26 protein-coding genes are annotated in these 23,748 nt (G+C 42.3%); 5 read left to right on the plus strand and 21 right to left on the minus strand.

Annotation, left to right across the window (positions count from 1 at the left end):
* Window positions 1–9 precede the first annotated feature (9 nt).
* Entirely contained in the window at window positions 10–738 is a 729-nt protein-coding gene (locus tag KI743_RS16040; protein WP_032552190.1) for a glycosyltransferase, read from the minus strand.
* Between the two features lie 370 nt (window positions 739–1,108).
* Between KI743_RS16040 and rplY the strand changes: the two genes are divergently transcribed.
* Window positions 1,109–1,387, plus strand: coding sequence for a 50S ribosomal protein L25 (gene rplY / locus KI743_RS16045; protein WP_285407245.1), 279 nt, complete (start codon window positions 1,109–1,111; stop codon window positions 1,385–1,387).
* A 334-nt stretch (window positions 1,388–1,721) separates the two neighbouring features.
* On the opposite strand, the gene KI743_RS16050 is transcribed toward rplY, so the two are convergent.
* Window positions 1,722–2,048: a hypothetical protein gene (locus KI743_RS16050; RefSeq protein ID WP_285467263.1), complete on the minus strand. Its 327-nt coding sequence runs from the start codon at window positions 2,046–2,048 to the stop codon at window positions 1,722–1,724.
* 56 nt (window positions 2,049–2,104) lie between these two features.
* Entirely contained in the window at window positions 2,105–2,536 is a 432-nt protein-coding gene (locus KI743_RS16055; protein ID WP_285467264.1) for a hypothetical protein, read from the minus strand.
* 234 nt (window positions 2,537–2,770) lie between these two features.
* On the opposite strand from KI743_RS16055, the gene KI743_RS16065 reads away from it, so the two are divergent.
* The gene (locus tag KI743_RS16065; RefSeq protein ID WP_285467266.1) at window positions 2,771–3,739 is read left to right on the plus strand and encodes an IS30-like element ISVa6 family transposase; all 969 of its coding nucleotides are present in this window, start codon (window positions 2,771–2,773) and stop codon (window positions 3,737–3,739) included.
* 35 nt (window positions 3,740–3,774) lie between these two features.
* Here KI743_RS16065 and KI743_RS16070 read toward each other — a convergent pair whose 3' ends face one another.
* From KI743_RS16070 to KI743_RS16090, 5 genes are all read right to left on the minus strand, one after another.
* Window positions 3,775–4,095 (minus strand): hypothetical protein, encoded by a 321-nt coding sequence (locus KI743_RS16070; protein ID WP_285467267.1) that lies wholly within the window; start codon window positions 4,093–4,095, stop codon window positions 3,775–3,777.
* 590 nt (window positions 4,096–4,685) lie between these two features.
* Complete coding sequence (locus KI743_RS16075) at window positions 4,686–5,153, minus strand: DUF4476 domain-containing protein (protein ID WP_285467268.1); 468 nt, start codon at window positions 5,151–5,153, stop codon at window positions 4,686–4,688.
* Between the two features lie 145 nt (window positions 5,154–5,298).
* Window positions 5,299–5,631 (minus strand): hypothetical protein, encoded by a 333-nt coding sequence (locus tag KI743_RS16080; RefSeq protein ID WP_285467269.1) that lies wholly within the window; start codon window positions 5,629–5,631, stop codon window positions 5,299–5,301.
* Between the two features lie 51 nt (window positions 5,632–5,682).
* Window positions 5,683–6,159 (minus strand): hypothetical protein, encoded by a 477-nt coding sequence (locus KI743_RS16085; protein ID WP_285467270.1) that lies wholly within the window; start codon window positions 6,157–6,159, stop codon window positions 5,683–5,685.
* A gap of 39 nt (window positions 6,160–6,198) precedes the next feature.
* On the minus strand, window positions 6,199–6,633 hold the full coding sequence (locus KI743_RS16090; RefSeq protein ID WP_285467271.1) for a hypothetical protein: 435 nt from the start codon (window positions 6,631–6,633) through the stop codon (window positions 6,199–6,201).
* Between the two features lie 555 nt (window positions 6,634–7,188).
* Between KI743_RS16090 and KI743_RS16095 the strand changes: the two genes are divergently transcribed.
* Complete coding sequence (locus KI743_RS16095) at window positions 7,189–7,608, plus strand: BLUF domain-containing protein (RefSeq protein ID WP_032552181.1); 420 nt, start codon at window positions 7,189–7,191, stop codon at window positions 7,606–7,608.
* A gap of 384 nt (window positions 7,609–7,992) precedes the next feature.
* Here the strand turns inward: KI743_RS16095 and KI743_RS16100 are convergent, their stop codons facing one another.
* The 11 genes from KI743_RS16100 to KI743_RS16150 all read right to left on the minus strand — a co-directional run bounded on the left by KI743_RS16100 (window position 7,993) and on the right by KI743_RS16150 (window position 19,158).
* Window positions 7,993–8,340 carry a lipoprotein gene (locus tag KI743_RS16100; RefSeq protein WP_285467272.1) on the minus strand — a complete coding sequence of 116 codons (348 nt, stop codon included), beginning with the start codon at window positions 8,338–8,340 and terminating at the stop codon, window positions 7,993–7,995.
* A 130-nt stretch (window positions 8,341–8,470) separates the two neighbouring features.
* The gene (locus tag KI743_RS16105; protein ID WP_285467273.1) at window positions 8,471–9,094 is read right to left on the minus strand and encodes a DUF4272 domain-containing protein; all 624 of its coding nucleotides are present in this window, start codon (window positions 9,092–9,094) and stop codon (window positions 8,471–8,473) included.
* 154 nt (window positions 9,095–9,248) lie between these two features.
* A complete protein-coding gene (locus tag KI743_RS16110; protein ID WP_285467274.1) occupies window positions 9,249–10,766 on the minus strand; it encodes a hypothetical protein in 1,518 nt (505 codons plus the stop codon).
* Between the two features lie 294 nt (window positions 10,767–11,060).
* The gene (locus KI743_RS16115) at window positions 11,061–11,426 is read right to left on the minus strand and encodes a VOC family protein (protein WP_285467275.1); all 366 of its coding nucleotides are present in this window, start codon (window positions 11,424–11,426) and stop codon (window positions 11,061–11,063) included.
* A 51-nt stretch (window positions 11,427–11,477) separates the two neighbouring features.
* The gene (locus tag KI743_RS16120) at window positions 11,478–11,699 is read right to left on the minus strand and encodes an antibiotic biosynthesis monooxygenase (protein WP_373417841.1); all 222 of its coding nucleotides are present in this window, start codon (window positions 11,697–11,699) and stop codon (window positions 11,478–11,480) included.
* A 445-nt stretch (window positions 11,700–12,144) separates the two neighbouring features.
* On the minus strand, window positions 12,145–13,023 hold the full coding sequence (locus tag KI743_RS16125) for a 6-carboxytetrahydropterin synthase (RefSeq protein WP_285467276.1): 879 nt from the start codon (window positions 13,021–13,023) through the stop codon (window positions 12,145–12,147).
* 277 nt (window positions 13,024–13,300) lie between these two features.
* Window positions 13,301–14,101 (minus strand): PhzF family phenazine biosynthesis protein, encoded by an 801-nt coding sequence (locus tag KI743_RS16130; RefSeq protein ID WP_285467277.1) that lies wholly within the window; start codon window positions 14,099–14,101, stop codon window positions 13,301–13,303.
* 54 nt (window positions 14,102–14,155) lie between these two features.
* Window positions 14,156–14,656, minus strand: a complete 501-nt coding sequence (locus KI743_RS16135) for a GNAT family N-acetyltransferase (protein ID WP_285467278.1) — start codon at window positions 14,654–14,656, stop codon at window positions 14,156–14,158.
* Window positions 14,657–14,771: 115 nt separating this feature from the next.
* Window positions 14,772–15,368: a hypothetical protein gene (locus KI743_RS16140; protein ID WP_285467279.1), complete on the minus strand. Its 597-nt coding sequence runs from the start codon at window positions 15,366–15,368 to the stop codon at window positions 14,772–14,774.
* 92 nt (window positions 15,369–15,460) lie between these two features.
* Window positions 15,461–18,736 (minus strand): mechanosensitive ion channel domain-containing protein, encoded by a 3,276-nt coding sequence (locus tag KI743_RS16145; protein ID WP_285467280.1) that lies wholly within the window; start codon window positions 18,734–18,736, stop codon window positions 15,461–15,463.
* Between the two features lie 185 nt (window positions 18,737–18,921).
* Window positions 18,922–19,158 (minus strand): hypothetical protein, encoded by a 237-nt coding sequence (locus KI743_RS16150; RefSeq protein WP_285467281.1) that lies wholly within the window; start codon window positions 19,156–19,158, stop codon window positions 18,922–18,924.
* Between the two features lie 266 nt (window positions 19,159–19,424).
* Here KI743_RS16150 and KI743_RS16155 point away from each other — a divergent pair, with 266 nt between their 5' ends.
* Together KI743_RS16155 and KI743_RS16160 are read left to right on the plus strand one after the other, a co-directional pair.
* Window positions 19,425–20,309 carry a LysR family transcriptional regulator gene (locus KI743_RS16155; protein ID WP_285467282.1) on the plus strand — a complete coding sequence of 295 codons (885 nt, stop codon included), beginning with the start codon at window positions 19,425–19,427 and terminating at the stop codon, window positions 20,307–20,309.
* A 174-nt stretch (window positions 20,310–20,483) separates the two neighbouring features.
* Window positions 20,484–21,047: a hypothetical protein gene (locus KI743_RS16160; RefSeq protein WP_285467283.1), complete on the plus strand. Its 564-nt coding sequence runs from the start codon at window positions 20,484–20,486 to the stop codon at window positions 21,045–21,047.
* A 239-nt stretch (window positions 21,048–21,286) separates the two neighbouring features.
* Here KI743_RS16160 and KI743_RS16165 read toward each other — a convergent pair whose 3' ends face one another.
* Window positions 21,287–22,636 (minus strand): polysaccharide lyase family 7 protein, encoded by a 1,350-nt coding sequence (locus KI743_RS16165; protein WP_285467284.1) that lies wholly within the window; start codon window positions 22,634–22,636, stop codon window positions 21,287–21,289.
* Window positions 22,637–22,852: 216 nt separating this feature from the next.
* On the minus strand, window positions 22,853–23,722 hold the full coding sequence (locus KI743_RS16170) for a LysR family transcriptional regulator (protein ID WP_285467285.1): 870 nt from the start codon (window positions 23,720–23,722) through the stop codon (window positions 22,853–22,855).
* Window positions 23,723–23,748: the final 26 nt, after the last annotated feature.

The following is a 23,748-nucleotide window of genomic DNA, read 5'->3' on the forward strand; positions in this document are numbered from 1 at the left end:
CCTTTCTAATTATTGCTCTCTGTAGTGGCCGAACTGGTAGTTCATTTCGTTGTTACGCATTTCGCCTTTGAAGAATCGACGCACGTTCGCCTTAAGGTAAGTCATGCCTGTTTCAACGACGCCATCTTGGTCTAAACGTCTTGGGTCAAAACCAAATGTCATATTGAGGAAACGGAAACGCCATGTTTTGCTGGCTCTTTTCACGTAGTCACAATCTTCGCACAGTACTATCTCTTCATCGAAACCACCGATTTCTTGATGTGCGCGTTTAGTAGAGAAAATGCAAGCACCTACTGCAGTTGGGAAGAAGAACTGAGTTGCAAACAACCCAACGTTAAATAAGCCGTATCCAAACTTATGCACCAAAGGTAAACCTTTAGAGCTCATATAGACGCCAGCCACTTCAAGCTTACGCTCATCTAATTCATATAGAGCTTTAGCTAAGAAGTTTCTTGGCAGCGCTACATCGGCATCTAAGAAAAGAATGCGATTGTATTTCGCTAGCGAAGCGCCGGTATTACGACCTAAACTCACGCCTCGCTCTTGCATATGATGTACAGTGAGCGAAGGCAACGCACTCTCATACGCTTGTGCTACCTCTCGGGTTTTATCGTCACTATTTGAATCAACAACGATAACTTCAAACTCTTGGTGTGTCTGAACACTCAGTTCTTCCATTAGACGCCCAATGCGCTTCTCTTCGTTTAACGTGATAACCACAATGCTGATCGGTTCCATAAATCCACCTATTACGTTCTGCTGTTTAAGTTGCAATAAGATTAACTAGGTACGCCTTAACCAATCCTTAGTTTGGCATTCATATTCCGTTCATTAACGTGATGATTTGATGAAGGTTAAAATGGATTTGGTGACAGTGCGGAAAACAGATAAAATGGCAAAAACGAGCACTTCCGGTGGTTTTATCTACAAACGCACCAATTTGCTCGTTTATTTTATTTCCAAGTGGGGATCTTGCTTGCTCAATCTAGAATAGAGTGTTAGTATCCGCGCTCGCTCAAACATGAACTTGTTTATGTTTGAGCATTACCACACACTCAAGGTCGCATTGAGGTGTGAACTTAATTTTTACTAATTTGAGAGTAAAACTATGAAATTCGAAGCAGTAGTACGTACTGAACTAGGTAAAGGTGCGAGCCGCCGCCTACGTCACGCTGGTCAATTCCCAGCAGTTGTTTACGGTGGTGAAGCAGCGCCAGTTTCTATCGCGCTAGCACACGACGACGTGATCAACCAAATGGACAAGCCTGAATTCTACGAAGCAATCACTCTAGTGATCGACGGCGCAGAAGTTAAGGTTAAGCCACAAGACGTTCAACGTCACGCTTACAAGCCAAAAGTTGAGCACATGGACTTCATCCGCATCTAATTCCCTACCAAGGAATTAATTGGATAAATCCAACCTTTTGCATAAAAGATAAATCGACCTTACCAATCGATAAATCTAAAAATTCGAAACCCCGATGCTACCAACATCGGGGTTTCACCGTTTCTAAGCCCTCAAAAACGTCGTAAATCTCGCGCAATCCACTGAATGAGGACACTCTAGATAACACTGTTTTGGAAGAGATCAGAATTAGTAAACAGAGAGAGGGGAATGTTGAGATGGTTGTCGCTGTTTGCCTCAGCAGATTACTGTGCATTGACAAAGACCCAAAGAGATATGGTGGTTCTACAAAAAAGAAAGTAGCCTAGTTATCTTCTTAGGCTCTTCTTTCTAGAATGCTTAAAATGTCTTTTTTGAGTTCCTCTGAAAGGCGTTCAAATTGTTCTGGTGCAACCAAACCGTCCTCACACATTTGCATAAGTTGAATAAATGCACGACTTCGAGAGTGACCATCAAAAATAAACTTCATTTTCTTTTGAGATTCTTTGGAGTGCTGGCACATAAAGTTGAACCTTTCACCTACAGGCTCAGACTCATCAGTAATCGTTTTGATGGCTTCATCTAGCTGTCGAGTACAAAACACCTGCGTCGCTTCCCTCTTTATCTCACAAAAGATTTTCCAATCAGACTCTTTGATATTCATGCTGACCTCCATAAAGCGTTACTTTTTAGGATAGAACACGGCGCCGTAAATACTTGTTAGCCCGTTACTTTCCCTAGAAGTTTGTTATTTATTTTAACGACTCCGAAGAATAAGATTACCCCTGTAACTCCATTTAACACAGCTAAAGCCGATGGAATAAAGAAGGTTGAAAGCTCCTTAGCATTCACCGCAGGCACCAATATGAACTTAACGTTGCATAAGTACCAAAGTAAAACTGGTAGGGCCGAATAAATACACCCTAGAACACGACTAGACAGGCTTAAACTTGTTCCCTTCACAAACGCAGAAACAAATCGAAATACCGTAAAAAGCCCAGCACTACCTAGCAACAAAGTACCAAGCACACCGGCAGAAAAACCAATAATTAATAGGTTTTCGCTTATATATAATTCCTGTAGTGCGGTAATGCCTAACAGCAAAGAAATAATTGACGTTACTCGGTACGCCTTAATTTGTCTGATTCTCATTGTTTCTCCCTAGAAAGCTAACTCCTTGTAAAGATGTGAGGCACGCAATGCCTAAGCTTCCGCATACCACCTTAACCGCTGAAAATAACGCATACTAAAATTGCCACGCGTGCCGAATCACTCTTGAACAATTGTTATGTGGCTTGGATTCAAGTACGAAGTGCGACACCTCTGAACATAAAAACAGTGAGATGCGATAATCATGAAGTTTGCTCCCGCCAAGAAGTAAAAAACATGAAATACACGCACCTCACTGAGAACGAAAGGTATATGATTTCTGCGCTCAGAAAGCAAGGAATTAGTACCGCTAAAATAGCTAAACAACTGGGGCGTCACAAAGCCACTATCTATCGAGAAATTGAACGCAACTCCCGATACAACAGACACTTTAAAAGGTACTCCTATCAGGCATGGAGAGCCCAACAAATGGCTCGCAACCGGCTGAGCCGGTCGCGGAGAAATCAGCGTTACAGCGAAATCGACTTCAGGTTACCTGAAGCCTTGCTACGACTGGATTGGAGCCCTGACCAAATCGTCGGATACCTAAGGGTAAGAGGCTATCCAACAATGAGTCACGAGCTCATTTATCAGCATATTTGGAATGACAAAACTCTCGGTGGAACCCTATGGAAACACCTACGCCAATCAACTAAGAAAAGGCGTAAAAGGTATAACTCAAAAGACAGCCGAGGTCGACTGGCAGCAAAGCGTCATATTACCGAAAGACCTGCAAAAGCTGAGCATCGAAAAGAGCCTGGTCACTGGGAAATTGATACCGTCGTTGGCCGTGGAACCAAGCACTGTATCGTGACTTTAGTCGACAGAATGACTGGCTACACTTTTATTGGGCAAATGGACGATAGAACAAGCGAGTCGCTCAACGTAAGAATGAGCAAAATCATGACCCGCTCCGACTTACCTTTTAAGACGATAACTGCGGATAACGGCACTGAATTTCATGGTTATGCACAATTAGAAAAACATCATAACTGCCTGTTTTACTTTGCAAATCCATACCATTCATGGGAGCGAGGCACTAATGAAAACACCAATGGCTTGATACGACAATACTTACCAAAACGAACTTCTATGTCACACGTGACACAGAAGCTCTGCAATGAAATTGCACACAAATTAAATACGCGCCCACGCAAAAGGCTTGGGTATAGAACACCAACGGAGTATATTCATGCGCATCTGTAAAAAGTGTCGCACTTCAAACTTGATACTAAGTGGCTTCATAGCTGCACGCCTGGAAATAGTACCCAAATTATTGTGCTAACTACGGCAAGAAAAAGTGCAAAACCTATAATATTAATAAGCCTCTGAACCGAAACACTTTTATTTTGATAGTTAGGGTAGAAATTCTCTAAAGCAAAGCTATTAAAAAAACCTGCTATGGACATTTTCCCTATCCATACCAGCAGGCTGTTATTATCGGTACGCAACATGAAAATTTGGTTGATCGTTTGACCAGTTTGAAAACTTTCATATGCCCAAATCAGTCCAAAAAGGACTGGAGGTGCAATTAAAAAGAAAATTGGTGCTTTAAACTTCATTTTTCTCCAGCCACATATCGCCCTGTTCTTACGAATCCCCTCATAATTTCTATATAAAACAATAAGTAGAGGCACATTGCTCATTCTGATCTAATGAATTTCGCCAGAAACACACCTGATTAAATGGATTTAATAGGGAGCCCTAACGGTGCGCGACATTCAAATTCCACAGCAAACTATTGAGAATCAATGCCCTTAAATTCACAAAAAAGGCTTATATATCTGCCACTTACGACCAAACGGTTCTTGATAGCTCTGATCTAACACTCACCCAAATTGGACGAGCTCTAGACACTGATACCACCGTGAAAAATGCCATCAAACGTATCGACCGATTACTTGGTAATCGCAATCTGCACCATGAAAAAGAGTCCATATATAAATGGCATGCTTCCTTTACTACCCTTGCTAATTCTTTTCCCGTGGTTCTGGTTGATTGAGCGGATGTTCGAAAGCAACATATACTCCACAGCTATTAGGTGAAAGCCAACTGGCCAAACGCTCACCGCTTAAGTACTTTGCTTACTTATACGAAAGCCATTTCGAAACCAGCCATTCGATAAAGTCTCTGGTTTAGAATAGAGTTCAGACTATTTACTTACGTATTCCGTTTTACAATCGATTCCGACACATCGAACAGTAATAGTTGTACTCTTTGTCGTTGTAACTGAATTTGTGGCTGTTTTGGAGCTAGTAGTGTCTGGGAGCTCGACTGGTTCCGCATCAAGCACTGCTAGCATTTCTTCCTTGGTCGAGTCAAAGTCTAAAATACCCATCAACTCTAACAATTCTGAATCAGAATATTCTTCGTGGTGACCTCGCAGTGTTTGAACAACTTCCACTTTGGAGGAATCGAAATCGAAAGACTCTACGAGTGTTATTAACTCTTTAAATGTCAGCTCTCGATTTAGATCGCTTACATTCTCAGAAACAAATCTGTTTTTTGTTGAGTCAAAATCAAAAAAGCCTACATTTCTCAACAGGTCTTCGGGCTCCATAGCCTGAACACCTAAAGAGCAAATTAAGCAAAATAATCCTGACATAATGATCTTATACAACTTCAAACTCCTCCTTTTGTTCGATTTATATAACTATCAATTAAGATGAGAGGCTCGCATACCGCTACCGGCTCATACCACTTTAATCAATACAGCATACATATAGTAAAAGTACCGCGTGTTGCAAATCATTCCTAAACACTTTTTATATGTGTTTTTCATACAACGCTTCGTAAGCTAGCCCTTCAAGTTCACCAGTTAACTCGCGCCCCGACTCATCTTGTAATTTATAGTCAATTTGATGTTTTCCTATTGAAGCGCAACCATCTAAGCCGAGTAAAATAGTATATAGAGCGTCATTCAATGAATCATCTAAGATTCCTCTTACAACGTCCAATTGCTGTGCTTCAATGCCAGCTTCTTTCAAAACAGTCAAAACAGATGTATCTGAGTCTTCCGAAAAATAGCCTTCGAGTAACTGGCGCTTTAGATATGAGAACTCACCAACGAATTCCAAAGGGGATATTGATGTTTTCACTTTTATTAACATACCTTCAAAATATATAAGGCCTTATTAGGCAAATTAAAGTCACCTTAAGACACTGTGGCAAATCAACTCTTGTCCATGGCGACTCTTCTTACGAATAGTGCCATCTTCTAACAACTTGAGCGCCCATATAGATTTTTCCGGCAGAGTTACTTCAGATTTAAACTGTTCTACATATGCCTCAGGAAACTTATCATCAACCACCACTGTAAATTGCATATTTTTCTCTGTGAGGTTATTTCTATTTTTTTCCCAGGTACCATTTGAACTAACTTTAACCCAATAAATACCATCACTATTTGGCAATCTAAAGTTCATTTTTGAGAGCTTACTAAACGAGCTATCGTTCTTATACACGACATCATCACGGTACGAGAGTTCTATTATTTTGTCACCTACGGCTTCACATTCCCAAGAACCCGAAATTTCATATGTTGCAGGTATTTTATTTTCAACATTCGTAGTTGACGAACACCCGACTAGAAGACTTGCAGTAAGAAAAGATGCTGTTTTATACATAAATTCTGTTCCAATGTATTCTCTTAATTTGCCTAACGCCTAATTGACTTGCTCTTGCTTACCATAAAAGTAACTAAATATCTTTTTTCCAGCGAACCCCACGCCTAAAAACATAAACAATAAATTGATGCCAGCTGTGATTGCTAAGGTAACATATAAAGCGCCGCCTTCTAAGCTACCGTTTGATTCAAATGAAACATAGTACCAGAGTGCCCAAAACTCACATATTAGGGCCCACACGGTAAAATACACAACCAATCTGATTTTTTCATTGGTATGGAAATATCTGTGATAACACTTAGCCATATATAGGCTGATCGGAGTAATTGACAAGTAGACAATTAAAACCAGCCCCGCAACACCCAAGCGTTTATCCGGAAAAAGATAATCCATTATCACACCAACAGAAACCCAAAAAAATGGTAGTAATAACGAGAACAAAAATATTTTTGGATTACCTTTCTTTTCGGACATGTGACTCTTCCTATTTGATGTTTGTCAGCTTTATTAGTCAGAGAAGTTCTGTCTAACATGAATTGATGTAAGAAACTAACTTTTATGCGCACATAGACAATAAAACTCGATGCACAAACCACCATTTCGTCATATATACGTGAATATATGCCCGAACGTCGCTACGTCCTCCGCACAGTAAAGACATGCAGTTTCAAAGTTCAGATAAATCGAGAAAATTGCCAACAGTCATAACTCCATGAGACACTGCAAGACTGTCTAGTCATCAATATTCACTTAACTAAAAATTATCCTATCAATCAATGTATGGTTCGTGCTTGCTCTGTGGATACAAGATGCTGATTTAAAAACAACGCACCTCTATACTCACATTATCGATAGAAGTGCCAATGGCGTTGTTAGCCCACTCTCAAAGATATTCCTATCGCGAGAACAAATGTTACCCTGATTCATCCAAGTCCTCCCTAACATTACTTACCACTAATCAGCCAATTAGCAATTCCAGTGATATAGATTATATTTACTATTACTCTAAGCAAAAATTGAGAGATGTTTATGCCTCTTGCTAGACTAATTTACGTAAGTACGATATCCCAGAACTGTGATGCCCAAGACCTACAAGATATTTTTACAAAGTCTCGTGAATATAACGAGGAGCGAAAAATCACAGGGTTGTTAAGTCATAACAGCGACTACTTTCTACAATGCTTGGAAGGCTCTCGCGAAGAGTTGAACCACACATACAATCACATCGTAAATGACCCACGCCACTCAAAAGTAACCATCATCTACTACAAAGAAATCCATTCGAGACAATTTGGTGATTGGTCTATGGGGGACGTCCCACAAACCCATCTAACCTCATTACTCAACCTTCAATTTTCGGGTTCGACAGAATTCAAACCTTATGAGCTAAGCGGAAAAAGTGCCTATCTCATGCTCTTAGAGTTAAAACAGCATCTACCATCTGAATAGTTGTGTTTTAACCTGTTAAGCTAGACGAGAGGTCTGAACTTGATTAATACTTAAAGCCTGTCAAACGTAGAATTTCAAGGACGGCCTTTCCTTACACTCTGCTGGGAGATTTACTTAGCCCCTCACACAATGATATGTTGACAGGTGCAACGTAAAGAGACATTAAAAGCTTTAGACGTTCTAGCAGCTAAGGCCACTCCATATCAGCCATCACACCCGCCGACTATTGGCTGACGACCACTTTCGTATTCGCGATACGGTCATGAAGCGGGCGCTTTTGCTTTCCAAATATCATCAGAATGTTGATGATACTAATAACACCACCCACCCATGGAATGTACCCAACGAATATCATCAAGGCATATACACACAACAGTTGATTACCTACTTGCCTAACCCTATTTCATCAGTCTTTATTAATGTCACACCATCCACTTCCATAACCCACTGCCCATCTGATAAATAGGGAGGCTGAGACACGACAAAAGTCGTCGTCAAAAAGGCAAAACCAACAACAAAGTCGTCATCGATAAACTCTTTTATCGGTGCATTGATCGTAGTTGTTCCACCTTTATGTGTTCGCTTATAAGATATCGTGCCATCTGAAAGTATTAGTAAATACATGTCTACACTTTGCCACTCGCCGACATATGACAACTTATTCTGGGGTAGCGAGTCACTACACCCTGCAAGTGCAAACAACGACAATAAGATAACAAATAATTTTTTCATCGCTTGTCTCGATAGTCTAAGGCCTGAGTAAGTTCCGAATCACCACTTCATGGATAAAACTAAGAAAAGTGCTGCACTTCGACGGACAAAATGCCACTAACGATAACTCGTCCTAAACACGTAAAATGAATTATGTGTCCAGTGAGATATCATCCCAATGTTCCTCTACCCCATAAGCCCAATCAATTGCTTTTCGTCGTTGTGATACCACGCTTTCATCAAACCTGCATTTTTGCTTCGTAAGTGCACACTCACGAACATACCAATGCAAACGATATAGCAAATCCGACAGCGCTTGGATCTCATGAATTGGGCGTAGTCGTGCATTTCGAATAAAGTCAATCGGATCACTTTTAAAGGGTATTTTGCTTGCGAGATCATCATCGCAACACCTGAAGTGATCTAAGCCTGCAATACCAATACACCAAGCCAAAGCTTGAATACTTTCAACCAGCCAAGAAATATTTATTTTGTCTTGCTCATCGATTACTGTTTGAGAAAGCAGTTGGCGTTCATATTCACTAACATATGGTAAAAGTTCATATTGATTTAATAAATCGAGCAAGTCTTGCCCTTTGGCATCATAAGCTAATCCGATTACATAAGCTAAAGCACTTAACCTTGATGCAATATCTTGTGCCGTTCTAGGGCTTACATCTTCCAAACTTTCAATTTGTGGTAAGTGCTCAGGAGTATCAACTCCAATCGCTTTGAGATACTTGATACTTTTCTGTTTTACAGCGTCCATATTCATTTTCAAAAGAGCCTTGTTGGCGCAGTACTGTGCACACAACACGACTGCGTTTCCAAACATTGCACCATGAACACGAAGCAAAGATGGAATGACAAATGCCGCGTGTTATGATTCAAAGATAATATTATGACAGCCAATTTAATGTGAGCCAATCTTATGGCTTACTGCCTTCCTCGGCGATCAATCTATCGAGTTGGCCAATTACATATGGTTTAACTAAATCGTTCCAAGTGAGGTAAAAGTGTGTGGTCTCAGCATCTTGGGGAATATTTTCTTTAACCCAGTTTTTATGTTCTCTAACCTTTGATTCAAATTCTGGAAGATCATTTTTAAAATGATGACTATATCCATTCAGTAGGTACTTCGCAAGTTCAGGTCTATATTCAGAGTAAATATCTATCGTTGCTTTTAACTTAACAGGGTCCTTTTTCCTTAGTCCATAGATTGAAATTAGATTCCGTAAAGAATCAATATCACCATTCTCAAAGAGCTCTTTTAGATACAGTTCTTCAGCTTTATCGGGCTCACCAAGCATTGCAATGTTATATATATAAGCATTATTGATGTATGGAATAGTATCAGAGAAATAATTCTTTGTTTCTAACGAGATGGATTCACTTATTTTATATATATGGCTAGAAAGGATAAGCAACCATCGAAAGTAATACTCATCATCATCTTTTATATGATCATCACTTTTAAACCAATATTGAGAGAGCAGTGCCTCATGTCTATACTTGCCACCTGGCTTATAACGCATATATGGAACTAATGTCCTTGAGTAAGGTACATCAAGCAAAGAGTATACAGCTACAGTTGTTATTTCTTCCAGCCAAGCTATGGCGGTATCATCGGATTCAACATCTTCATCAGCGTGATTAATTGTTGCTATGTAGTCTCTATAGTGTATTAACCTTTCTTCAACGGTCATCGCCGAAAGCTCTTCGTATAGTTCCCTGTCAAAAGCAAAACTACATAACACGGACATGTTTTGTCTTTCGACTAGTTTAGCCTCGTCTTTTGAAACACAAATCTCATAATCATAGTTATAGACTTTCCAAATATTAAGCACAGCTGCATACATCACATTGAACTCACCAAAGCGATCGACTAGATCATGTGCAACTCTGTATCTTCCATGCACGTTCAAAGGAGAATTGGCGGCATCAATCATGTATGTAATAGTGGGAAGGATCGCTCTAGCATCTCCTTTATCAGCCAAATCGAACATAGTCGACAAGTACTTTTGAAACTCTTCATCAGGGATAGTAATTGTTATTTCAGCTGTATTAGCTTGAGCAACACTCAAATATTCAGTGTTATTAACCACAAAATAAATTTGTGCGGCGATATCACCTTCTCTAGCTTTAGTTAGCAGCTTATTGATATCCTTATCTAAGACATACTGCGCGTATGGCTCTCCAAGGCGAGCAAAATGGTTAATTACTTTTTCAGAATCAATTTTGTTTCGATCTACTTGAGGGTAACAGCTACCTTCTTGCAAGCTTAGGTAATAATAAAATAGTTTTTTATCTTTGGTTACAGGCTCTTCCAAGTGCTCAACAATTTCAGAACTACATATTTTTTCGATTGGCAAGATATCAGCAGCAAAACTAACATTAGATATTAAACTAAATAAAATAATGCCCAAATGAAGTAGTGTAGTTTTCATGTCATTCCTTGTATTACCACTGATCATAATCGCTCAGATTTTTTCATCTCGTTCCCACAAGAAACCATACGAATTTTGACTCTAATTTACAGTAACTTAATGTACGATTATGTATCTATGCGTCATAGGTTTAGAACAACCTACATAGAAACGATTTAGAGGCTTGCAGCGCCCGATGTGAAAGGGTTCGTTCTTATAACCCATCAAGCGCAAGGAATTGATATTCAAGGGTAGGAATAGATTCCAAAAGCTAGAAGGCTTTCGGGAGATATGCATTTTTACTGATTTATCATCTTATCTATTCTCACCAATGCGCCATAAAACGCCGCTTGGATCGATGATACAGAAATCTAACATTCCCCAAGGTTGATCTACTAGCTCGGTAACTTTGACACCAAACTCTTCGGCGATATTTAGTTTCAGAACGTGCTGGTACCAACTATTCGCATCTTCCACCAGTAGGTGCATCATTGAGTTGTTGCAATGGGCAGGCTCGTAGAAGTCTTGAAGCAGAAATGCACATGAACCAAGTTTAAAATAAGCGATACCGTCAAACTCCGAGGCCATCTCGAATCCTAGACGCTGGTAAAAGCGTTTCGACAGTTCAAAGTCCTTCGCTGGCACGAATGATTTGATTTCTACAGCGTTAAGATTTTCCATATCAGATTAATTCCCTGTATTGAGTCTAGAGTTAGCTGCCAAGAAAATACACTATAAGTCAAACTCATAGTCACGTTCTACTAACGCAATACGCACCTTAAACGACTCATACCATAACTTTCGACCTAATCCCTGAGCTTCCATATGTTCCGAGTTTTGCTTCCACTTTTTGATAGAAGCTAAATCTTGCCAGTAGGACACAGTGATTCCGACTTCTTCACGAGCAGATTCAACACCCAAGAATCCGTCATGTGACTCTGCCAACTCAAGCATCGTATTTTCCTTAAAGTAGGTTGAATGACCTCTTCTATTTGTCAAATACACTACACAGTCGCGTCCTGCGTTCAATGCTGTTCGACCATTTTCTAGATAGACTTATAAAAATTGCGATGGTCCGCCTAAATACCTAACGTTCACTCGAACATAGAAAGATACTCCAAGAGAAGATAGACAGCGTTGACAGTCGATTCGGAGATCGTCGTTGTCGTCTTACAGTGATTGGACAGCTAGATGAAGTGGACAGCTTTATAACCGCACTAGAGAAGTGTTTTTTAAGTGATTATGAATTGGTGCAGTGGAAAAACGGGGCGAATTTTGAAGACCCTTGGCCGCAGCAAGTGGCTAAATTGAAACAGCCAATTAAGTAGGGAGCTGAAAACAAAAATGCACTGGTAACTTGCGTTTGCATTACCAGTGCATGAATGATTTTTGGGTTAGATTAGCGAGACGCCATTGCGCCCTTGCCGACACCTTCGTAAGCAACAATCTGAAGTGACTGGCCATCGTTGAGACTTGGTTTTACTTGGTCAGCGATATAGCCCGCCAATAACTCAACCGTCGTGTCCGTTGGTAAGATTTCAGTCTCACTCTTGGCAATGGCTAATTCGAACTCACCTTGTGGCGCTGTGTAACGGAACGCATAGTGGCTTTCGTCTGTCACTGCTTGTGCATGCTCACTCAAGTTAAGCGCATCTAGCGTTGTCACATCTTCTTGCGAACCCAAGTAAATATCTTCCCAACGTTTAGCAAATGCCCCTTCTCGCTCTGCATCTCTATTACCATCGACAAGGATTTCAACAGGCGAACGGTGCCCGTGAGCAATGCGCTGGCAGTTACCATCGTGCTTCTTGAGGCCATGAGTGTAGTGATAGAACGCACCGTCAATTTTCTCGTGGCGCAGGGTAATTTCTAGACCAGAAACATTGCTCGGTAGGTTGTCGCGCAGAATGTCATAAACATGCGCTGTGATACTTTCGATAGTGATCGCGTCTGCATCAATCAGGCAGTATGCTTCATCTGGGCATTGTAGATGGATACTCTTATCACCACGCATTACGTCAAGCGTTGAGTAGCCCGGCTTAGTAGCCTTATGGACGATAGCTGAGTTTTTCATTGGAACCAGTAAGCGATGATCAACATACTCATCAACAAGGTGTTTGATCTGCTTCTTAACCCTGCTGAAATCTAGCACCATGCTCATTTCATTGAGCTCGCCAGACATGATGACATCTAAAATCCAACTATCTCCCACGACCCCTCTGTGTTCACAGATGTATGAAGAATCGATAACGGTAAGATCTCTTACAAATAGGTTCAAGTTGAACTCCTTACTATTAATGAGATACGGGAGGCTGATTAACGTTTCAGCAGACACTTCGTCTCATTGCTTAGGTTGAATGAAATTGGAGACGCAGGATGGTACAACCGCTTTGTAAAGTCCACCTTTTTAATGCGCCTCTCATAAGAAAAGGCCAATCTCTGTACGATTTTCAAGAAACCGTCGATTAAAGCCTAGTCTAGCGTCTGACAATAAGCATAATCTCGCGACTTATCACCATTTTTAGTAAGGATTCATAGCATTGACGCGATAATGGTTAAACGCTCATTACGCCCTTGATCACCGTCTTCGCGCTCCCTTTGAGCTTAATACGATGATTAGGTAACACTTCTACATGAACATCGCCTCCCCGCTTGGATGCTTGATATGCCCTCAACGTGCTTTTACCCAACTTCTCGCTCCAGAACTGGCCTAAGGCACAGTGCGCAGAACCCGTTACTGGATCTTCGTTTACCCCAACCCAAGGGGCAAAGTAACGCGAGATAAAATCCAAGTTCTCGTCATCTGATAGCGCTGTTACCACAACTCCTCGCCCTTGAAGTTGCGTCATTGCATCAAAATTGGGTGTTAGCTCGTGTACCGCTGTTTCACTTATAAGCTGGATAAAGACCTTCGAATCAAATCCACCATAAGCTTCAATATTTTGGGCATCAATTCCTAACGCTTTGATTAACGGCTCATTGAACTCTAGATCGAGATGAAGCTCAGTTTGAGGGAAATCCAACTCAATACCATCTTCAAAAACAGCTGCTGTTAATGGACCAGATAATGTGTCAAAGGTGACCTGCTCTCCTACACGCAAATCTCCACGTTCAACTAAAACATGAGTCATCGCGAGTGTGCCGTGACCGCACAACTTCACTTCAATCTCAGGCGTAAACCAGCGCAGATTCATATCATGCAATGTAAGAAACGCCGTTTCCGATACCGCCATCTCTTGTGCGATAGCAAACATCAAGTCTTCACTCAATGGCTGCTCGGTAATACAAACACCAGCAGGGTTGCCCTTGAAAGGTGCCGACGTGAACGCATCGACTTGGTAAATATCTAGATTCATATAAATTTCTTTTCCTTGAAATGGTTCAGTTGTGATTATTGGTGGCGGAGGGGCTTACAAGAATTTCTCGATCAAGACTTCATCAATATAAACACCACCTACTTTAGCGTGCTTTTTGGCAGTGCCTACCACTTCAAAGCCTTGGCGCACATAAGCAGCTAGTGCGCGCTCGTTGTCTGCACGAACATAGGCAAACAGCTTTTCATAGCCTTTCTGTTTTGCCACTTCAAAAGTTGATTGGAACAGCTGCTTCGATACGCCTTTACCACGGCTTTCATCATCAACAAAGGTACCGATGATACCCACATGATCAAAGGCTTTGGTGTATGAAGCAAAAGGTTCGATGTTTTGAAAGGCGATGACTTTGTTTTGCTCTTCGTCAACCGCAACAGTAAACACGCCTTGTTTTGGGAAGTTCGCGATAAAGCCCTTCTCTTCCTCTACAGAAAAAGTGGTATCAAGAATGGTATACAAACCTTCTTCGATAATCGGATTAAGTACTTCAGTAATGCCTTGCGCATCTTCAACGGCGACTTGTCTAATTACTAAGCTCATGCAATTACTCTCTTATTATTATCAAGAGACTTGTTGTACATCAGTTACATGGCTACAGCAATCTAATGAATTGAATATGCGATATTTTTTTCTCGTGAACAGACTCAACTGATCACTATCTAGACGGTGCTGATTTAATACCTATTACCGTTGTAGACTCACCGACACCATCACTATAAATGCTGGCACACAGATATGCAGTATCAGGAAATCTATCTAAAAGCTGGTTGGTTGCATTCTCGTATTGCGATAGTTCAGTCACTTTATGAGCGAGGTGAACACCGCCAACCACTTTTCCTAAGTTTTGGGCGTCGAGAAAGTCGCATGCTGCACTGTGGTTATCAAAAGCAAACAGAAAGTCGCTGCTGTCTGACAAGTTTCGTAGGTCTACAATATCGAGGTTATTCGGCATTTCATGTGATAACAGCTTTGCCATTAAGTTCTCGATAACCCGAGACACCGCACTCATATCATTTGACGGGTTATCAAATACCAACAACAAAGTATCTGATTGTCGACATAAGGTAATCAGTTGTTTGGTTTGGTTTAGGACATTCGAAGATACCAATAGCGCGTCCAACTTTATGCTTCTCAGTATCGACTCAGATAGCTCCGATTCCGACAAGTGATTAACACCTTCTGAGAACTTATTGATCGGCGCATAAGCAGCGATTTTGAGCTCATCTAATTCCATCTCAATGGGTTCAAACATGGACTTGATAGACTCCTTTCATAAACGTTGGGCAGTAATTAAAGTACCGCCTCATTCGAAGCGGCAACCTTCATCTTGAAAACATAATCAGATTAACTTGGCTGATTTGGCCAATCACGAACATGAATGTCCATTTGTGGGAAAGCAATCTCGATGTCGTTTTCTCTAAATAGCTTATCAATGTTCTTGTTAATCAAGTGAATTGTACTCAAACGGTGTTCAATCGCAGTAATGTGCACACGTAGTTCAAAGTCTAAACTGCTAGCACCAAAGGCAAGGAACACCACGTATGGAGATGGCTCTTCAAGAACCAGTGGGTTTTCACTCGCGATTTGGTAAAGAAGCGACTCTACTTTTTCGACATCAGTACCATACGCGACACCAATTGGGATCACGACTCGTGTAACGGGATCGGTTAAAGACCAATTGATCAACTTCTCGGTGATAAACACCTTATTGGGCACCACTATCTCTTTGTTATCCCAATCGATGATCGTCGTTGCACGGGTCTGTATCTTACTGACCGTTCCTGATAGCTCGTTAATCGTCACGATGTCACCAATCCGGATTGGGCGCTCAAACAGGAGAATCAAACCGGAGATGAAGTTGGCGAAAATTTCTTGTAGACCAAAACCCAAACCGACACCAAACGCCGCCACCAGCCACTGCAAACGAGACCATTGGAAACCCAGCATCGCAAACACCGTCAGCACACCGCCCACCAAAATCAGATACCTAAGCAGCGTGGTAATGGCATAACCCGAACCCGGAGCAAGGTCGAGACGCCTTAAGATAAGCAGCTCTAACACACCAGGTAAGTTGCGAACGCCGACCATAGTCACTAGCAGCGTAATCACCGCATAAATCAACGACTGAATGGTAATGTCCACCAGCCTTGCTCCGGCTTCAGTGGTTTCGCTTACCTGCCAAACGACAACATTGTTGAGTTGGCTCGTCATCTCTAGAGCGCTCGACCACAAAGTTAACAACGCAATCACGAGCCCAATTAAAGATAACCCTCGAAGCAAAGTAATCGACTGTTCACTGACTTGCTCACTGTCCAAAGCACGTTCTTCAACATCAGGCATGGATTCTCGGAGCTCTGCCAATTCCGGTGGCTCGTCAGCTTGCTCTTGTTGTTGTGCAATCAATTCTTCTCGGCGTTCCAGTAGTCGCTGATAGGTTAACTGTCGATGCTCAAGCTTGAGGAAGCGCTCGGCAAGCTGATAGATAAACAAACCACCTAGAATCACGAAAATCGTCAATTGCTGATAGATCAACAGTACCCAAGATGCGACATATAAACCGACAATCGCCATTGCAAGAATCCCAACGAACGAACCCAATACCACAGCACGAATCACAAACAACGATACACCTTGGTTGAAGGGCGAAGGGAACGTGGAAGGCAGGTGCTGCTTTTTAAGCAAAGAGCTGTATACCGCCAACATAGAGCCGATAAGTACCAAAAACAAGACACGGGAAATTTCAGCTTCTTTTGAACCCGCTGCGAGTTCTGCTGCGTAAATCGCGACTAACAACAAAATCAATGGCCAGCGGACGCGCTTAGCACCCGCATGCAGATATTCACAAATGTAACTTGGCCAACTAAGGTGTAGGTCGAGCACGCCTTTAGGAGAGCTCAGTGAAAATATCACCTCAACCACAAACAATCCCGTCATCGCCGCAAAAGTGATGGTTTTAATCTCTTCTGAACTGGAGATCGGCCATAGCCAATGGACGATATACGCCGTCATCCCAAACCAAAGCGGTAAAGCTATCGCCCGAAGAGAAGCCATAAGAGACAAAATCAGAGTAAATCGGAATTTATCCTTAAGCGGATGTCCAAATATTTTTTGATATTCCAATCGGCGACTAATTGCTCGCTTAGAGAAACGGATATAAAGAACAAACAATGTTGCACTGTAAAATGCGACTAACGAGCCAACAGTAATAAGCTGTTCTTTGCTTAGCTGTTGAAACCTTTCGATAAACGGACGTTGATCCCCGAACCACACCTCATGCTCAAAGCTGGTCAGGTGTTGCCACAATGGAACATTGCTGCGACTCCAAAGTTGCTGTTGTTGTAAGAAGGTGCGAGCGCCATTCACTTCTAACACATACTGGCTTTTGGAAGTCTGAAGCTTACTGAGTGCGACGATCAGTTTGTCGTAACTATCGGTGAGTTGTTTTAAAACCAATTGAGTCAACTGGCTCAACTCATCTACAGGTTCAGTGCTTTGCTGAATCTCAGACACCGACTTGTCCACAGCAAAGTCGTCCAAAGTCTGCCCTATTTCGTACTTTCTGATGTGGGCATTAGCAATGCTATTCGGGATCTCACTGCTATCGACGACAGTGGGCAAGCGTTGCAGTTGCGCACGAATCGAATCACCAAAAGCGGTGCTATCACGCAGCCAATTCAGGTTATCTTTAATTAAACGAAGTTCGCTAGTTAAACTTCTTCGCTCTGAATCGACCTCATGAACCGTGATTCTCGCTTGGTCTATCTCAACCAGAACTTGTTCTAACTCTTCGGCGAAAGTCGTTAATCGATGCAATCTTTGTTGCTCGGGCAGTGTTAGGCTATCTCTTTGATCTCTTAGCTTATTGGTTTGATCGATAAGCTCGCGCACCGAAGCCTGCTCTACTTGGGTAAGTCGTTCTTGAAGATCAATAACCAAGGGCGTAGCAAGCTTGATCTTACGATCCAGTAGCTGGCGCTCCAGACGAACGATTTCGGTTCGCTCATCTAAGCTTTGCAGCTCAGCGGCAAGGACTTCACGATCCAACTTCAAACTCGTTAAATCACTTAACTCCAGCCACTGATCAATAACCTCTCCTTTGTCGCTCTTCGCCAAGTTGGCTTTTTCAATCTGCCTATCAAGCTGAGCCAAACTGCGCGGCAACTCTGTTCGAGCTGTGCCCAGTTGTTTAGCTTGCTCAGATTTAGTTTGAAAAGAGGTTCGCCACTCCACAAGCGCAGCTTGCAGCGATGCGATAGATTGAGAAAGGTCACTAAACTTAACCAGTTGATCGGTTTTGAATATATCCAGCGACTCAACGCTATCAATACTTTTCATCAAGCGTTCGCGCTGCACCGGAAACTGGGTAATAGCTTTTAAATATTCATCACGCTTGTTGCGTTTTTCATCAAGGCTCGCCACCCGCGCTTTCAGAGTCTCATATTGACCGATGAGCACTTCATTTTTGGGGTTTTCAGCACTCAGCTTAGTGATTTCACTGTCGATGTAATCCAGCTCCGGCAGTGCTTGCGCCAGAACATTCACCGATGCCATCGTGATAAACAAAGTCAGTATCCACAACATCAAGAGGTTTAATGGTCGACTTAGCCTCCAATTGAACACATCTTTCTCCCTATATTAGGCAAATGAAACTTACCTAAGTGTAGGAATAATTTGTCGATTCTGCTTTGTAATTCAATTAATTACCTAAAAATAAAACAGCCCGCACATTTTCAGTGCAGGCTGCTGGATAAGACTATGAATTAACAAACAGATTGGTGTTTTCAGTTAACCCAATAACACATTTATTAGTCACGACGACCATTTAGCACGGGCTCATGTTGATCTGCGTGCGATACAAAGCGTACTCCGCCGTCAGATGCTTCATTACGGCCTTGCAACTTCGGCTCAGGAGTAATGCGTTCAGACTGAACTTGGTTATTTGAGGTCGCTGTCATATCGATAGTACCCGTGTAGTTACCGTCAGCAGCAAAAGCTGTGTTCATTGAGATTGCCATTAGACCTAGTGCGATTAGCTTTTTCATACATCACCTCATTATTCTTAACTATGGTTCGTTCTATCGGCATCAGTAGTTATTTCAATTATGCATTTCGTTTCGATGCCTTCGTTTTGGATAAAAGAACTTTAGCGCTAACCCTTTGCTGTCACGAGGAAAACCAAGATTTCCAAAATAGAAACTCCCTATCCCCTGTGTAACGATTTAACCAAATTAGATTTTGACCTTCTCTTGTCTTTCCGACTAATACTTATGATTAAGATGAGCGCATGGATGCGTATTCGGAGAAGGACATGAACACCAACCTCGATATTCAAAATATCTTAGTCTTAAAGAAAATGTACGAGCTTCGCCACGTTGGTTTGGTTGCCGACGCTTTGGGGAAAACATCAAGCGCCATCAGTAAAAACCTATCAAAGCTCAAGACCCAGTTAAACGACCCATTGTTTATTCAGACCAAGCAAGGGTTTGAACCGACCTCATTCGTAGAAGCGAATATTCAGCACTTTGAGAGTATCATTAGCAGCATAGGTTTAATCAAGCCTGAAGGGTTTGCCCCTGAAACCTATCAAGGCTCAATAAAGATTTACGCCAACAACCATTTCTGGCAACAGCTGGGTGATAAGTTGTACTTAAAGCTATTGAAAGAGGCGCCCAACGCTAAGGCTTCATTTCTTCACTGGGATACCAATGCGAGAAATCGCATCATTGATGGTGAAGATGCCGTCGCAGCACACTACTTTGATGAAACACTTCCTCAGTCTATTGCTCAAACTGAGTTTGGTCGTGGTTCTGTGGTCTTCTTTGTTCGTAACAACCACCCTGCCACTGATGTTCACAGCTTAACGGACTACCCTGTTGTTCTGCACAAAACCGCAGGTTGGAACGACAATAAGTACCCGCTCATCGAACGCCTGAGTAATATCGGATTTCAGTTCACACCCAAGGCAGAAGTAACACATCCACAAAATGTCCACGATATCGTTCTACAGACAGACCACTTCGGAGTCACAACCAACGGCAGCGTTCCGGAAGGTTGTCGGAGTATTCACTTGCCTCAAGCGCTGAATATCGAAATCAGCTACGTGATGAGTTGTCGTCGTTCGCAACAACAAGACCCGTTGAACCAATGGTTATTCAGAGTGCTCAAAGAGACTATTGCCGACAATCGGAGATGAAGTTTCAACCACCAGCAATAAGCATGACTAATGACTGATATACATATAGCTACTTAGTAACGAATAAAGCTTATCAATAATATGACCGCATCAAAAGGACGTCAGCAATGAGTTTGATTTCACACACTCATTCACACGATTAAGGACGCCAAATAATTCAGAGAGTGCAGTCACATGAGAAAGAATGCTTTATTGACCGCTATTGTCGTTGCTTTATTAGCTGGATGTAACAGTTCAGACAACTCATCGCCTGATCGTGATACCACACCAGGTAACCCAGGCATACCCGCTTTTCCTGGTGGAGGTGATGACGGTGGTAATCAAGGTGGAGACCAAACTGACCCAGATGGCGATCACGACCTGAACCCTTCTAAAGATCCGTTGATCATCGAGGCTGCTCAGCGCTGGGGCACAACTTATGAAGAGATGTATGATGCGTGCCAACTTTGGACTTGTAACCTAGGAGCTATCCAAGAAAGAATGACCTTTACGATTGAGCGTGAAACACAACTGACTGAAGGTAAAGCTCGTATCACTTTCACTCTGTCAGAGAACCGCCCTGACTTTTGGCCAAGTTATGTGTTCTATAGCGAAACGTTGCAGCATTCCAATGTCGACATTGAAAGCTTATCTTCCCAGTTTAGCTATGTTGAAGACGACCAAGTCGCAAAGAGAGATTCGACCCTCCTGGGGTGGAAAACGGGCTTTGACAATTGGACGACACACTCGCCTCGTTAATGTGACCATGTGTTCTGTTCCGACTTCGATACTGCAATGTTCGAACTGGTGTATCTTCACACACAATGGCGGTGTATCGAACAGACGGAACCGTTACGCATACACAAAGGGTATATCTGACTAAAGACGAGTTAAATGTACTCTACCCAGTGTACACCCCAACTTTTCCATCAGGCCAATACTAAAATATGAGGTGATGACGCCGTGTCATCACCTCTATTTACGTTCTTGTGCGAGGATTAGTTGTGGCTATTATCAAGCTGATAGAAAGTCACTTGGGCATAATCGCTGTCATTACTGGTGTTATCTTGCAGGTAGATACCCGCTTTGAAATACATGTAGTTATCAGCATCATCGTAACCGCTGTTTTTCATATCGACTTCTTTGGCTGCAAGCTCAGTCCCATTCTGACTGATGGTTGTGATCAGTTTGTCGCCTTCCACCACAATCGAGTATGAGAAAGTCTCATCCAAGGCAATACCATCACTCGGATCACTTAGACTATTCAAATCACCATCAGACGTAACCATGTTACCTAATAAGTTGTACCAAGTTTCATCACCACCTGTAGACTTCGACGTTTCATGTGCAAAGTAGATGGCACCTTTATCGTTATTAGGCAACTTATGGTAGTACAGGCGAATCGGTTCATTTTTCTCGGCGTGGATTTGACCGACCACGATTCGGCCTACTTGCTCAGTATTAGAAGTCGTTGTCGTAACATGATTGACTGCTAGCGTTGCGTTTAAACGTCCATCAATTCCGCCAAATGCCGCTTGCTCACTGGATGGGATAGAAGAGAACGCCCAGTTATTCTCTTTGCCAGATGTTGAGTAAGACGTATCACCGCGACGTAGCATTTCACGTAGCTCAGTTCGCACATACTTAGTACCGCTTGATGTAGTTACCCCTTCAACTGGCGTGTAGAAGACCAAGCCACCATCACTTCCGGTGTAGAAAAACTCATCTTCGTAGCCGGCGTCCAGCGTGTTCTCTTTAATCGACGTCGCATAACCATCACCCTCATCGACCGGGATACTTACGTACCAATCCAATAGGTCAAAGTTGTCTGAAGGTGGTGCATTGGGATCTAACCCAAAATCTTGTCCATCGTTGCCATGAACTTGTACTTCGGTAATGTTAGTCCACACACTCTCAGCACTGTTTGAGAATACCTTGATGCGAACCCAACGTGCTTGAACGTCTTGCACGTCATAACTCTCAAAATCGGATGTATTACCACCGCTGTACCCGGAGTAGACCTTATCCCAACTGCTAGAGCTTTCGTCAGCCAATGCACGAATCTCGAATTTATAGGTCTGTTGTTCGCCTTTGCCCCAAGCGATCTTAACGTCTTGAACATTTTGAACAGACCCAAGATCGAGTACCAGATTAACCGGAGCGTTTTGCGCAGCCCAGCGTGACGACCAATCGGTGTCACCATCGATAGCGTTTGAAGCAGGATAAGAAGAGTGTGCCCCACCCCAGTCCGATGCCGATTGAATATTTAGCTGCTCCGCAGCAACAGAGCCTGAAAGCAGCGCAAACATGACAGCACAAGATAGTGGTTTGCAGGGTTTAAAAATCATACAAGTCTCCATGATTTGTTTCACGTTTATTATTTTATTCCATAGATTGCACAGCTTCCTCTGTGCAACGGAAGATAATATAGATGAAGATTTGTACGACAAGTTGGTTAAACATCACAATAATGAATTATTGTATTACAAATATTATAATGTGTGATATCACTCATCTTTATACTCAGCAGATCATGTATGTTTGCACTTAGAAGTTGAGATACCTCAGTTAAACAGCTCTTGTGACAAACGTTCTTCCAGTGAGTGAATACATAGGGAGACAGATGGTGGAGTATGGTGGGTATATGGATTTAGAGCATAAACCGTGTTCATGGGTAACTGATGATTCGGCATAAGATTAACCAGCTCAGGTTCTATTTGTTTTAAATAGAAATCTGGCAATACACCGATTCCCGCCCCCGCTTTTATTAGAGCGAGACAACTATGAATGGAGTTCGTCACGCAGCTTGCTTGTTTGCTGAAACCCACTGACGCTTCAAAATCGGAAGTAAAACTATGCTCGATATGCCTACCCTGCCAGACATTAGCGATATACGGTAGTTCATCGATGGGTTGACTCTGCAGAGAAGCCACACCACACAATTGATCTCGAAATCCTCCGAGTCGTTTTTGCTTTAACGTACTATCTGGAGAGTTGCCGACACGAATGGCTAGGTCGATATCATTGCTCATGAAATCGAGTCGTTTATCATCACTGATTAGCTCTGGCTGCAGTTTAGGATAACGTTTCATTAGATCCGCAATCACTGGAGCCACCAGCACGTCCATCAAGGCGTTAGGTGCGGTAATGCGAATACGTCCTTGTGGTTCCTCTTGCTCTGCTTGCGCCATTTCCCAAGCTGAATCCGCTAAGCTATTAAGATCTTTACAGCTTAAATAAAACCGTTCTCCCATTGGAGTAAGGGTTTGTCTGCGCGTTGTCCGCTTTAGTAGTGAAGAACCGAGCTCTTGCTCAAGCTTTTTTAGATGTTGACTCACTACAGATTTTGAAAGGCCGAGCTTCTCGGCAGCAGCGGAAACCGACCCTTGTTCAACAATATGAGCAAAGATCGACATCTGTCTTAGCTTATTCACTTTATTGTTCTCTTTTTATAAACAGT

The organism is Vibrio sp. D420a (assembly GCF_030248625.1).
Classification (GTDB): Bacteria; Pseudomonadota; Gammaproteobacteria; order Enterobacterales; family Vibrionaceae; genus Vibrio; species Vibrio fortis_A.